Source organism: Methanosarcina sp. WWM596 (assembly GCF_000969965.1).
In the GTDB taxonomy this organism is placed as follows: domain Archaea; phylum Halobacteriota; class Methanosarcinia; order Methanosarcinales; family Methanosarcinaceae; genus Methanosarcina.
Window position 1 is genome coordinate 1614515 of sequence record NZ_CP009503.1, and the last position, 13143, is coordinate 1627657.

Consider the following 13143-nt stretch of genomic DNA (forward strand, 5'->3'; position numbering starts at 1 on the left):
TTTAAAGGCTATTTTAAAGTCATATTTTATGTTCAAAGGCAAGATAATAATTACACGAATAATAATATCCAGTATATACCCAGTATATTTGTGGTTATAATAACTTTGTATGAGGTGCATGTTACATGCTTGGGATCGTATACATTACTGCCGGAGATATGAAGAATGCGTCAGAAATCGCAAGAGAGCTGGTTTCAAGAAGGCTTGCAGCCTGCGTGAATATGTTTCCGGTTTCTTCAATCTACAGGTGGAACGAAAAGGTCGAAGAGGACAATGAAGTTGCCATGTTTGTAAAAACCGATTCTTCTCGTCTTGAGGAGATAACAAAAGTCGTGAAATTATTACACACATACGAACTGCCTGCAATAGAATTCTGGGGAATCGAAGGGGAAGAGGACTACCTTGACTGGATTCGTGTAAACAGCTCAGAAAAGGGTGCCTGAAGATACATGAAATCCCATATAAATCCGAAGATCTCATAAAACCCTAACTTTGAAGCCGGAGATTCTGAAGCCAAAATAGAGAAAATTAAGCCAAAAAAGAGAATAAAAATATTGGTAACCATCTCCTGAATTCTAAAAAGGGAAGAATTAGCTTGCTTACAGGATTAGCTTTATATGCTAGTTCTATCTTTACCATATTGGATTTCAATAAATGCGGGAGTAACCAAGCGGTCAACGGTGGCAGACTCAAGATCTGTTCGTGCAGACGTTCAGGGGTTCGAATCCCTTCTCCCGCACTGCCCACTTTTTATCAATTCTTTTTTCGTTTAAGCTCTATTTTCATTTACAGTTCTCATTTTAGCTTAATTTCTCTGATTCTATTTACATTTCTTTTGAGTTGCGGCAAGAAGCCAGATCAAAGGTAATGGGTTTGGGGTCTATTTTCACAGGATTTCTTGCATTCTAATCATACCTCCGACTTTCCGCAGATGTCTTACAAATTCATTCCTTTTTCTCGCTAATATATAAATATCGAAAATGTCGTATCTTGCTCTGGCTTTCATTATGTTTTTTACAACACGTTCTCTTGATCATCACGGAATTGTTCCTGGCATTTATGATGAACTTGAAATTGGAAAAGTGATTGATGAAGTGCTGCCCAAACTGGGCAGCACAAGTTAGCTCATTCTATTGTAGTAAAGGCAATGATTCTCAACTGTCTTGGCTTCACAGGCAGTCGCCTTTATATGTACTCTCAATACTTTGAAACTCTTCCTGTTGAAAGACTACTTGGTTCTGGAATAAGTGCATCTGACCTTACATGTTGTAAATGCAACAGCAGTCAGGAACGAAGAAATTGCACTGAATGAAAAAGAGTATCAAAGAAGGTTTATAATTGCGAGCAATGACCTAAATCTTGATGCGAAAAGATGCTGAATCACTACAAGAACCAGAGCAAGGTAGAAAAAGGGTTCAGGTTCATAAAGGACAAAAGTTTCAGGGTTTCAGAAGTTTATTTAAAAAAACCTCAAAGAATTGAAACTCTATCACTGGTAATGGTCTTAACTTTGATGGTTTATTCGGTAGGATGTTAAGAACCGGAGTTATTTTGAGCAGATGAAGGGGCGGGATACATGGACCCTGGGCTTTGATGACCTTAAATAGGTGATCGAATCGGCTGTTTTGGCTAAGACGCATTTTGTAATTGTGGATGCCGTGGGGGTTGCAAAGGCCATGAAGACCGACAGTTGGCCTCTGGAACTCAAGAGGAATACTTCGTTGAAAGACCTGCTGGCAGCAGTAACTTTTGGCGCTCAGGACGAAGACCTGTAACAAGGCAGAATTTGCAAAAAACTAACTCATTATATTACTGGAAGTAATATAACCGACAGTATTTTATACTATTACTTACATAGTATATATTGTTCACAAGGAACTAAGCTGTAAAATGAAGCAAATTCAGGACAGTCTGAAAGCTGATCCCGTAATATACTTCATTGACGCGTAGCTATAAGGTGGAGCAAATTCAGGACGGCTTGAAAACCGATCCCGTAATATACTTCATTTATGGCGTAAACTGCGAGATGGAGCAAGTTAAGGACAGTCTGAAAGCTGATCCCGTAATATACTTCATTGACGCATAAGCTTAAAATGAAGCAAATTCAGGACAGAATAAAACCTGATCCCGCAATGAACTTCATTGACGTACGAGCTTAAAATGGAGTGAATTCAGGACAGATTAAAATCTGGTTCCGAAATCTACTTCATTGACGCGTAAGCTTCCAGATGGAGCAAATTCAGGACGGCTTGAAAACCGATCCCGTAACAAACTTCATTGAAGCGTAAACTGCGAGATGGAGCAAATTCAGGACAGATTGAGACCTGATCCCGTAACAAACCCCATTGACACGTAAGCTATAAGGTGAAGCAAATTCAGGACAGATTAAAATCTGATTCCGAAATCTACTTCGTTGACGCGTAAGTTTCCAGATGGAGCAAATTCAGGACGGCTTGAAAACCGATCCCGTAACAAACTTCATTGAAGCGTAAACTGCGAGATGGAGCAAATTCAGGACAGATTGAAACCTTATCCTGTAATAAACTTCATTGTTGCGTGTCAAACCTTGTGAACCCCTTACTAACTCTTTTAATCAACGCTAAAGTGTACAGATGCCGTTTTCTCTTCTTTTACTGCTTTTCTCAGCTTTTCATTCCTGATGTTTGACAAGCAACATCATGATATTTTTTTGAGATAAAGTGAACAGAATACTGGTCACTGATATGCTTACTTATTTTATCAGGTGCCATTATTTTCTTCAACGTACCCATAAAAAATAATGCAGATTGTCAGAATAAATATTTACATTCACAATCCCTATAGTCCCCGTTTAATTTCAATAGGCTTTGTAGAAATGCCCTCCTTAAGAAGTCTTCATTAATTTAAAATGAACGACATAACGTATTTTTGTTCATTTTCAGCCTCTTGAAGCTGTTTTAGATCTATTTTATATATGGCCCACTATAATAAAGAGGGAGATAAGGGGATAGTTTGCGGAGTGGCACGAATTAAACGAAATGGTAACCTCCGTCACTATATCTTACCAGAATTACATTCAGATCATTGTCCAGTATATATTCTGGTTATTTATCGAAACGCAAACATTCATAGAAGTTCCATAAGTACGTTCAAATGAAGTTCTAACGAATGTGTGGTTAGTTAAATTCATCTGTGGAAAATCTTGATAATTTCTGGAATAGTGCTCATAGATACCATTCCTGAGAAATGCTATTTTTTCAATCTGGGGTGTGTTAATCAGTTTCCCTCCATTTTGGTCCAGCTTATTCTATTGGGGGTGTAAGGAGAGGTTTCAAGGAGAAGGTTTCATCACGTTCTCCGAATCTGCCTTATTGAAGAATTCAAATACGTTTCTGTTTAACCACCTGCAAAATAATGGAGCTTCTTCATTATTTAAGTCAAAAATGTCTTCAGAATAAGGCGATGTGCCAAACACCGTTGAGTAATTGAAGCGTTTGGCAACTTTTAATGCTTCAATGCTTTTTTCGAAAGAGGCTGAGGAAAAAGGAGTTTCGTTATACATCAGTAAAAATGATCCATTGTACAGCGAGTTAACCTGAAAAACCACAGGTTAGTTTATAGTTTGTTAGGGAGATAGAGTCGTATTTTCAATATTATTTCCCTCTTTGAGGTTTGAAAGCTACTGCTCCTTCTATGCTTTGGAAAGTTCCCGTAATTTTCTGTTGTAGATTCATCATTTTGATGTCTCTCTCTGCTTGATTGTTATTTCTCTTCAATTCCAGTAAGTTCCCGTTTAAGATAGCAGTCCTGTGAATGGACTACGACATAATCAGGGTTTTCAATCATTTCAAGAGTCTTTTCAGGATGACCTTTTTGGCCACCAACTTTTTTGCCGCTGCTCTTGCGGAGATCCTTAGGTTTAGGTTTTTCATCGCAAAAAACATCAGTAGAAGGAGGTTTACTGTTATTTTGGCTGTTTTGATTTAAACGAGTCTATAAGGTTATTAATCTTTCAGTGAGTTTTTTATTTTGGGATTCAAGATTCTCAATATAAGCAATAACTTCAGGGTTTGAAGCACATAAAGCAAGAATCTCTTCACGTTTCATCAAGGAGAGAATTGATTTATCTTAGATCCAATTTTTCCTTGGAAAAAGGAAAAATTGTGGAGCTCTAATAAGACTATCTGGATAGTTACGAATAATTTGCAAAAACTAATATTAAATATTAGAAAAGTTTTATAAGTAACATTTACAATATAATTACTTTAAATTACAACTGTGGTTTGAGATTATATGCTTGTAGTGCCTCTTCTGGAAAAATATAAAAAATATCTGATGTGGTCCTATCGCACCCTCGGGTTTTTACAAACAGCCGGAAAATTTGCCTTTTTGTTTTTATTAATGATTCTATTTAACCTGTATGAACTAGCTTATTATATTCCCGGAGTGGATAAACTGAGCAAGTCCCAGACATACCTGGGCACTTACTGGTTTAACCTCGGGTTAATGGCTATGGGAGCACTGGCGTTGACTCTCCTTGCCGGTTTAATTTACAGGTTCTTTAACAGAGGAAGTAAATTTAACCTAATAAATCTCCTTGAAACCAGCTTTCCGGAACTGAGGACAAGACTGAGTACGGCATATGATAACAGTCAGAACATCAACGTAGTTACAAAGAAACTGCTTGAGGATGTGCACAGTCAACTTACAGGCATCAAAATAAAAAAAATAGTTCCGAAAAACCGGATTTTCAGGTCTTTCTTAATATTTCTGCTGGCTACAGGAGCTGTTACCTTCTGCATACATGAGGACTTCAGCTTTGATATTTCTCCCAGTCAGCTAATAGATGATCTCCGGGACAATATATATAACCTGAATGTCAGAGCGGCTTACGAGGAAAATGAGGCAGTTGCCCCGGATTCCAGGTATAATATAGAGGCTATTATCATAAAAAATGGAGATAAGGTTGAGATGAAAATCAACCCGAGCCTGGGACTTGGATTCACAAACCAGATAGATGCGGGTACTGAAAAAAACTTCTATGAGAACACAGACAGCTTTAAAGAGGAATTTAGGCAGAGTCAAACCTACTCGGAAAACCTGCCAGAAGAATATGAGCCTTTGATTAAACAATATTTTGAAACACTTTCATCCTGAATTAATGGAGTTTCAATATGAGAGAGCTACAGGAAATCCAGCTTGAAGATTCAGAACTTAACTTAAAACCTACCTATGAAAAAGCCCCCAAAATTTTCGAAATTATCCTTAAAGAAATTGGCAATGCTATCGTCGGCCAGAAAGAAATGATCCGACAGATCCTGATAGCCATGCTGTGTGAAGGGCATGTCCTCGTTGAAAGCAATCCTGGGCTCGGCAAGACACTTACGATTTCCACTATTTCCCAGATAATGAGTATGAAGTTTAGCAGAATACAGTGTACACCTGACCTTATGCCTGCAGATATCACAGGAACTGACATTATCGAAGAAGACGAGAGAGGCTCAAAATGTTTCAGGTTCAAGCAGGGTCCTGTTTTTGCAAACATCGTTCTTGCGGATGAAATTAACCGAGCTTCCCCGAAGACCCAGTCAGCCCTGCTCGAAGCCATGCAGGAAATGCAGGTAACAGTGGCAAATACGACATATACCCTGGACAGGCCTTTCTTTATCCTTGCGACCCAGAACCCGATCGAAATGGAAGGGACCTATACTCTTCCCGAAGCTCAGCTTGACAGGTTTTTAATGAAGATTCGCCTGGGTTACCCTGACCCCGATGAAGAGTTTGAGATTGTAAACCGTTATGCAGAGGCTTTCAGACCCGCGGTACGAAGATGCATGGACAAACAGACGTTTATCGAACTGCAGCAGATAAACCGCAGAATACCTATCTCAAACAAGCTCAAAAAGTATGCAATCGATATTGTAAACCAGACCCGGAATATGCCTGATATGATAGAAGCAGGTGCATCCCCAAGGGCTTCAATTGCACTGATCCTCTGCGCAAAGGCAAACGCGTTTCTCGACGGCAGGGGGTATGTTGATAAAGAGGATATTGATTCCATGGCCCTTCCGGTGCTCCGCCACAGGATAATTCTATCTTTTGATGCTGCGAGGAGCAACATCACGAGCGATAAAATCATAGAAAAAATCCTGGAAGGAAGAAAAACAATTCTCTGATCCGGCCTGTGGTAAAAAGGCTGGAGGCAATGATCAGATATGGTTGGCGCAAAACATACAATCGATACGTCATTCCTGACTCAGCTTGACAGGTATGCAATTCCTCTCAGCAGGAGAGTTACAGCAATTCACACGGGCAGTCACCAATCAACCAGGACAGGAGCAGGGCTTGACCTTATAGACCATAGAAAGTACAATCAGGGTGATTCATTAAAAAAAATCGACTGGAATCTCTATGCCCGTACGGATAAACTCTATATCCGCAGGTTCGAAGAAGACAAAAACCTCAACATGGTCATACTGCTTGACGCCAGTAGCAGCATGCTCTTTCCTGAAAGTACTCCAAATAAGTTCGAATACGCATCAACAATAGCCGCAGGAGTTTCTTACATCGTAATGAAACATAATGATGTGTATACGATTTCAACGTTTGCAGAAGACGTGGAGCACACAAAGGCACATAAAGGAAGGGACGATTTCCTGCGGACAATAGACTCCTTGGCCCGGATTTCAGTCCGCGGAAACACAAAACTTGCAGATTGCGCCGACTCCATATACCCGAGAATAAAAACAAAATCAATGGTGTTTATAGTCTCAGACTTCCTGGACAGTATCGATTCTGTCCACAATGCCGTTAACAGGCTGTCCAGACATGAGCTTGTGCTTGTACACATTTACGATGAGACCGAAATGGACCTGCCTGAAACTGTGGATGGGGCAGTAAAATTCATTGACAGCGAGACAAACGAAGAAATTAGTTTTACGGTGGGCCCGAACTTTAAAAAAGAATATGCTGCCGAATACGCAAAGCATATGGCTGGACTGGAGAAAATCGCCTACGATTTTAAAATCCCCTACTTCCGCGTCAACATAAAAAACCAGCCTTTTGATACCGTTCTTAAAATTATAGGTGAAGGGTGATCCTGTCGATGGACTTTGAATTTTCTCAGGGCTTGGCCGCACTTGCAGGTATAATTCCCCTTACGATAATATACCTGCTTAAGCCCCGCCCAAAAAACGTTATTCTGCCTTCCCTTATGTTCGTTCAAAGAATAAGCCAGAATGTGCTTGATTCCAGGCGAACCATCAGTAAGAAAATAACAGACCCTCTTTTTTTCATACAGCTGCTGGCTCTTATCCTTATATCGACAGCAATTGCAGGCCCTCTCCTGGAAGAGGCAAAAGCAGATTCGGAAAAGGTAGTAATTATAATAGACTCGTCTGCAAGCATGAATGCCCCGGATAGGGCTGATGGAGCAAGGGCAATAGCAATAGACAGCCTAGCCGAAGAAAATACGATTATCACCGCGGAAAGTATTCCTGTGGTGCTTGCAAAAGCGCTGGACGCAGACGATGCAAAAGGAGTGATTGACAACCTGGAGATGAGAAACACTCCAGGTGATATCCCCAAAGCGATTTTGACCGTTATAAACGAGAAAGAAAATGAGAATGGAAAAATAGTAGTCATATCCGATTTTGAAAACTGGGCAGGAAGGGCACCTGAAACATACATAAGGATTGCAAACGCGAGAAATACGGAGCTTGAGTTCAGGCAGGTAGGCAATAAAACTGCTAATTATGCAATTGTGGACGGTTATTTGAAAGACAGAAACGACGGGACGTATGAATATACCTGCATCGTCAAAAACTTCAACAACAGAAGTGCAGATCTTGACATTCAACTGGTGAGTAAGGCCGAATCCTCTTCCAGCACTACGGTAAGTAGCTCGGTACAGCTTGCAAGTTTCGGTGCACAGCAGATACAATTTTCAAATATCCCTCAGGGAACATCAACTGTGGAAATTCTCAATGAAGATGCAATACCCTGCGACAATATTGCTTACATTTCAATTCCTGAAGTCAAACCCAAAAAAATTCTGGCCTTAACAGACCCGGAGGAGGCTGCTGGTAAGTCTCCCCTGATAACAGTGATCTCCCTGCTGCCCGACATTCACCTTGATGTCCGGCAGGACCTTCCTGATAATGTTACGGAATATGATACCATAATTGTAAACTCCAAACATAAATCTCTCCCGGCCCTCGATGTCCTGGAAATCGTGGCTTATGCAAAAAGTGGAAAAGACCTGATAGTCATAGGAAATGAGTGCCTGTACGATTCTTTACAGATGCGCGGGTTTTATTCTATCCTTCCGGTAGACATAATTTCAGTAGAAGACGAAGACAGCTATACCATCGAGGCCGTGGGTAGTGGAAAAAATATTTTTAAAGATATCTCGTTCAGCGAGGTATATCTGCGCAAGTTCCTGGTCACTGTCCCTAAAGAAGGAGCTTCGGTCCTTGCAGAAGTAAAGGGAACAGGGCCTTTAGTCAGCATGCAGAACATAAAAAACGGGACAGTGACCTATGTCGGGTTCAGTGACATCACTGGAAAAGATGCATGGAACAATTTTGCTACTACCCCGACATACCCTGTATTCTGGGTAAAACTGCTCAGGTACACGTGGGGGATCGGAGCCATTAGTGAAACAAACGTGAATACGGGCCAGTACCAGGCATTCGACCAAGATGTCCTGATAAATACTCCGACAGAAACCATTAACAGTAATTTTGTCTATTATGACGAATGCGGGCTGTACAGCCTGAACCAGAAGATCGTTGCTGCCAATCTGTATGATTCCATGGAATCGAATACCTTTACGGAAAAAAGATTAAATCTGACCGGCGAGAACGGAGAAATCAAGAAGCTGGAACTTAGTACAAAATCCCCTGATAAACTCCGAAAATACCTTATTTACGCCTTACTGTTACTCCTCATAATTGAAAATGCAATTATGTTCAGGAGGAGGATCATATGACCTTTAATCTCCCTTATGGTTTTGATTTTTTACACAGTAGCGAATTGTTGCTCCTGGTCCCTCTGGCACTTCTTGTGATTCTAGGGTGCTGGAAAAAGGTCGATCAAAAACATCTGTTTTTCCATGCCCTTGTGGTCTTCCTCCTTATCCTGGCTCTTGCAGCTCCCTATTCTGCAGAAATGAGCGCACCAAAAAGCAGCCAGACCAGAATAACCATAATCTCCGATGAAAGTGCCAGCATGGAACTGCTGAAGAAAGGGGTTTCCGGGGAAATTTCCGATAAACTCGGGACCAGAGTTCCTGTTACAGTCACAACAGTTTCCGGGATACACACCTCTCTTGGGGATTCTATCATTCAACAGGCTTCCCCGGAAAACTATGTGCTTGTGGTCTCGGACGGGCAGAGCAATTCAGGGACCCCGGTTGAGGAAGCACTATCTTATTGTTACAAAAATAATTTTCCTGTAGCAGCCCTTATCCCCCGGACTGAAAAAGAGGACCTCAGCGTGGAGATTGAAGGAGATAATGAGGCTGTAATTGATAACGAGGCGTTTTATAAAGTTAATATTCGAAAGGCAACTGAAGAAAAAATAAGCTACCAGGTAAGGATTACCGTCGACCATCAAAAGGTTATGGAGCGAGAAATCACCCAGACCGGGAGAATAGAAAGCATAGAGTTCAACCACACTTTTGAGACGCTTGGACCTCACACCGTAAAGGCAACCCTGCACCCGGCAAGCATCAGCGTTAAAAACCTGGATTATTTCGAGAACAATAACCAGTACATGAAAAGTATATATGTAACCCCCAAGCCTAAGGTCTTACTTGTTACAAATGAGCCTGATTCTCCTCTTGCAAACACGATGAAAAAGATCTATGATGTCAGGGTAGCCAAATCATTTGGCCCCCTTAACGGTACGGATGCCGTTATAATTGATAATCAGGCTGCATCAACGATCTCGGATGCAGAAACCAGGACCCTCAGGAATTACGTCACTAACGGAGGAGGCCTGGTAGTTGTTGGAGGAGACTCTTCTTTTGATTACCCTGCAGAAGAAACGTACCGGAAAACCGATTTTGAGGAACTCCTCCCTGTCACCTCAGAGCCTTCGAACTGGAGGGGAGGCAGAAACATTGTCCTGATGCTTGATGTTTCACCCAGTACTCTGGAGAAAAATGGGCTAGGAGGAAGGGTACTTGACGATATACTGTCAAACGCTATTGTTCTTCTCGAAAGCGACCTCCTTAAAGATGCAAGAGTCGATGTGATAACCTTCGGAAGCAAGGGACAGGACATTACAGACGGGTTTATAGATATGTCAAAAGAGTCAAACAGGCTCTGGCTCGATGCTGAAATCCGCAAAATAACACCTACGGGGGACTCGACGTCCCTCGAAAGGGGCCTCATGACCGCACGCACAATACTTAACGGGGAGAACAAAAGCTCAGAAGCTGAAATTATAATCATATCTGATGGTGGAATCGGAAACGAGGGTGATACTGATAATAGATTTGAGCGGGCAGTCCAGTGTGCGGAAAACCTTCACGAAGGCAGCGACATAGGAGTCCATTTTGTCCACATACACGCTCCAAAAACCACCCGTCAGGTCACTTCCAAAGGGCAGTACTATGCCGAACTTTTCATGAACAAAATAGGCCTGTCCGAAAACTACAACAGGGTAGAGCCCGGCAAGAGGATAGACGTAAGCTTCTCCGATAATCCTGAGGAGTCCGAAGACCGGGATGATGAATATTCGAGTGGATCAATCGTAGTTTATGACCCGAAGCATTTCATTACCCGGAACATTTCCGACATAAACCACGATATTCTGGGGTACAATGAAGTCACCCCGAAACCTGAAGCAAACCGCCTGGTTATAACAAGGCTCGGGAAACCGATAATAACGACATGGAGACTTGGGCTCGGGCGTGTTGCTGCGATTACAACCGACAATGGGAACGGAAATGGAGTTCCCTGGGCGGCGTCCCTGTACTCGGGAAATGACAGTTTGATAATTACAAGAACCCTGAACTGGGCAGTTGCAGATATTGAAATGTTCGAAGAGATCCAGCTAAAGGTACCTGACCTAAAAATGAGCCAGCCTGGCAGAATCCTGATCACGACCGGAAAAGAAGGTACACCTGAACTCTATTTCGACAAAAAACCAATGGAAATCACATCTATCGGAAATAACATGTACGAATCATACATTACGGCCGACACCTTCGGGCTCCACAAAATCTCCGAAACCCCTGTTGAAGCAAACCTGACCGAGGGGTTAATGTCTGAAGTTTCGGGGACTAAGAACGTATCCTGGAGACCTGCTGCCGTAAACCACCCGGATGAATATACATACGTCGGCGAAAATACTCTTTTCAGGATAGCTATACTTGAAAATGGAGGAAAAATCTACACTGCAGAAGATGTCTACTCAAGGATAATAGAGGACGCTTCAACCAGCACAGAGAAGAAAATCCTGACAAAAGTATTCTATACGAAATATTTCCTTGCTCTCGCTTTTCTGATATATCTGCTGTATACCCTGCACCACACGTATAATACACGCATGAAATGACCGTATCCGAAATAAGTAAAATTTCATAACGCCCGGAGACAACCTGCAAATCCAGGAAGTATGATAAACCCTGTAATACAGCTAGAAAGGACAACAAAGAGATGCAATTAACCCACAGCTAGAGATTCTGTGTACGTAGAAACATTATGTAAGATGTGCAACTGTATTAGTTCAACGATATTATGTAAAATATGCAACTTCATTAGTTCAATGATATAATATTATACTGATTAACTAATTTTGTAGTGATGGGTCAACGAATATGGCAATAATATAACATTGCATGCTAAAAATATTATATATTAGAACTGCATAGTATATCTTGCGTTCTCACCTCTGAACACCCCACACTAGCAAACACCTACTCCAAAAATTGCCCCACAATAAAGAGATGAAATTAAACTCTCAACCCACAAATACCTCAAACCTCTTCCCAAACAAAAAAATCTCTTATAACATTCGGAACTTCCAGATCTTTTCAGATGGGAACGCAACCTTCTTTTAAAAACAACTTATTCCTACACCGTTTTTTGAACTTATTCCTACACCGTTTTTTGTTTTGTCTATTTTTGTTTACCTGTTTCTGGAGTGCATACTTTTTGTTTTCTTCAAGAAGCCTGAAAAAACCGTTTTTAGAAATTCATTTAATCTCATCCAGTTTGGTCCTGTTGAAATTGATAACTGATTTTGAGAATAAGTGAGTGTAATTTGAACTCTCTTGGTTTAACACAAAAGTTTTGAAGGCTAGCGATAAATAACATTGAATGGAGTGGACAAAGCCACACGGTTGAAAGAGGGATAAATTGAACAGCAAAGAAAAACGAAATCAGGCTGGCATTATTTCCGTATTGCAGTCATAATAAATAGAATGAAAATTAGAAGGGCAGATCCAGATGATTTCAGCACCCGGGTTCCCGAGAATAATATTTTCGCTGCTGTAATCAAAATACAGGCATTCTTCCTCAAGATCGATTTGTTTGAGAGATTCGTCTGACACCTGTGTCATGCTATCCTCTCCGCAACTTTCATGGATTAATAGAAGAGGGTTTTCTGCGAGATAAGGTCCTGCAGGATACGTAAGTACACCTTCCTTCATTATAGTCCCCTGTGGTATGGCATAAGCCGAATTTGCTGTGATCAGTATCCCAACGACCAGCATCAAAACGATATTGAGTTTTTTTATAGCTCTTCCTCCTCAGGTTTCGGAACGATATTAATACAAAAAAATCACTTAAAATCAATACTGTCTTAGTGAAGAATCAGATTAAGTACTATATATTGTTTTTTAAAAAATCAAATAAATATATTTCTAATGATCTTTTCGGGTAAGAAGGGGGATGCATACGATTTATTTCAGACCCAATACATTGCATCAGTAGTATAACATTATATGTATAAACTAATGGGTATTGGGTTAAAACAATATTATTTGTTGGAAATATTATATACAGTGAGTACATAGTATAATTTGCGTTCTCATCAATAGCCAAACTAGCAAACACCTATTCCAAAAGACCTATTTCAACATCCACTCCGAAAAAACTACCCCACAAGTAAAGAGATAATACAAAAACTCACAGCCTATGAGTCAAGTAC

General features: G+C 40.9%; 9 protein-coding genes, 1 tRNA gene and 4 pseudogenes. 10 read left to right on the forward strand and 4 right to left on the reverse strand.

What is annotated here, in order from left to right:
* The first annotated feature begins 125 nt into the window (after nt 1–125).
* The 5 genes and pseudogenes from cutA (at nt 126) to MSWHS_RS20105 (ending at nt 1775) form a co-directional block, all read left to right on the forward strand.
* Nucleotides 126–443, forward strand: coding sequence for a divalent-cation tolerance protein CutA (gene cutA / locus MSWHS_RS07130; RefSeq protein ID WP_048127180.1), 318 nt, complete (start codon nt 126–128; stop codon nt 441–443).
* 213 nt (nt 444–656) lie between these two features.
* A tRNA-Leu gene (locus MSWHS_RS07135) sits at nt 657–739 on the forward strand.
* 268 nt (nt 740–1007) lie between these two features.
* Nucleotides 1008–1261, forward strand: a pseudogene (locus tag MSWHS_RS22245) (DUF4277 domain-containing protein); the annotation flags it as partial.
* A 64-nt stretch (nt 1262–1325) separates the two neighbouring features.
* Nucleotides 1326–1528 (forward strand): annotated as a pseudogene (locus MSWHS_RS22250) (IS1634 family transposase); the annotation flags it as partial.
* Nucleotides 1529–1625: 97 nt separating this feature from the next.
* Nucleotides 1626–1775 (forward strand): hypothetical protein, encoded by a 150-nt coding sequence (locus tag MSWHS_RS20105; protein WP_156148093.1) that lies wholly within the window; start codon nt 1626–1628, stop codon nt 1773–1775.
* Nucleotides 1776–3310: 1535 nt separating this feature from the next.
* Here the strand turns inward: MSWHS_RS20105 and MSWHS_RS07140 are convergent.
* From MSWHS_RS07140 to MSWHS_RS20120, 3 genes and pseudogenes are all read right to left on the reverse strand, one after another.
* Complete coding sequence (locus tag MSWHS_RS07140) at nt 3311–3541, reverse strand: hypothetical protein (RefSeq protein WP_048127183.1); 231 nt, start codon at nt 3539–3541, stop codon at nt 3311–3313.
* 112 nt (nt 3542–3653) lie between these two features.
* Nucleotides 3654–3746, reverse strand: a pseudogene (locus tag MSWHS_RS22255) (transposase); the annotation flags it as partial.
* A 34-nt stretch (nt 3747–3780) separates the two neighbouring features.
* A pseudogene (locus MSWHS_RS20120) lies at nt 3781–4089 on the reverse strand (DUF6444 domain-containing protein); the annotation flags it as partial.
* Between the two features lie 291 nt (nt 4090–4380).
* Here MSWHS_RS20120 and MSWHS_RS07145 point away from each other — a divergent pair.
* From MSWHS_RS07145 to MSWHS_RS07165, 5 genes are read left to right on the forward strand one after another with little or no spacing between them, the layout of a single operon-like run.
* Nucleotides 4381–5136: a hypothetical protein gene (locus tag MSWHS_RS07145; RefSeq protein ID WP_231585629.1), complete on the forward strand. Its 756-nt coding sequence runs from the start codon at nt 4381–4383 to the stop codon at nt 5134–5136.
* Nucleotides 5137–5153: 17 nt separating this feature from the next.
* Nucleotides 5154–6155, forward strand: a complete 1002-nt coding sequence (locus MSWHS_RS07150; RefSeq protein WP_048127190.1) for a MoxR family ATPase — start codon at nt 5154–5156, stop codon at nt 6153–6155.
* A 39-nt stretch (nt 6156–6194) separates the two neighbouring features.
* Nucleotides 6195–7076, forward strand: coding sequence for a DUF58 domain-containing protein (locus MSWHS_RS07155; protein ID WP_048127192.1), 882 nt, complete (start codon nt 6195–6197; stop codon nt 7074–7076).
* 8 nt (nt 7077–7084) lie between these two features.
* Nucleotides 7085–8971 carry a VWA domain-containing protein gene (locus tag MSWHS_RS07160; protein WP_048158891.1) on the forward strand — a complete coding sequence of 629 codons (1887 nt, stop codon included), beginning with the start codon at nt 7085–7087 and terminating at the stop codon, nt 8969–8971.
* The gene (locus tag MSWHS_RS07165) at nt 8968–11547 is read left to right on the forward strand and encodes a vWA domain-containing protein (protein WP_048158892.1); all 2580 of its coding nucleotides are present in this window, start codon (nt 8968–8970) and stop codon (nt 11545–11547) included. The genes MSWHS_RS07160 and MSWHS_RS07165 overlap by 4 nt, the downstream gene beginning before the upstream one ends.
* 826 nt (nt 11548–12373) lie before the next feature.
* Here MSWHS_RS07165 and MSWHS_RS07170 read toward each other — a convergent pair.
* Nucleotides 12374–12709, reverse strand: a complete 336-nt coding sequence (locus MSWHS_RS07170) for a hypothetical protein (protein WP_231585630.1) — start codon at nt 12707–12709, stop codon at nt 12374–12376.
* Nucleotides 12710–13143: the final 434 nt, after the last annotated feature.

Excerpts from the sequence above, each read along its gene's own strand:
- cutA (WP_048127180.1), top strand. The coding sequence starts at position 126 with ATGCTTGGGATCGTATACATTACTGCCGGAGATATGAAGAATGCGTCA.
- MSWHS_RS07140 (WP_048127183.1), bottom strand. The coding sequence starts at position 3,541 with ATGTATAACGAAACTCCTTTTTCCTCAGCCTCTTTCGAAAAAAGCATT.
- MSWHS_RS07145 (WP_231585629.1), top strand. The coding sequence starts at position 4,381 with ATGATTCTATTTAACCTGTATGAACTAGCTTATTATATTCCCGGAGTG.
- MSWHS_RS07150 (WP_048127190.1), top strand. The coding sequence starts at position 5,154 with ATGAGAGAGCTACAGGAAATCCAGCTTGAAGATTCAGAACTTAACTTA.
- MSWHS_RS07155 (WP_048127192.1), top strand. The coding sequence starts at position 6,195 with ATGGTTGGCGCAAAACATACAATCGATACGTCATTCCTGACTCAGCTT.
- MSWHS_RS07160 (WP_048158891.1), top strand. The coding sequence starts at position 7,085 with ATGGACTTTGAATTTTCTCAGGGCTTGGCCGCACTTGCAGGTATAATT.
- MSWHS_RS07165 (WP_048158892.1), top strand. The coding sequence starts at position 8,968 with ATGACCTTTAATCTCCCTTATGGTTTTGATTTTTTACACAGTAGCGAA.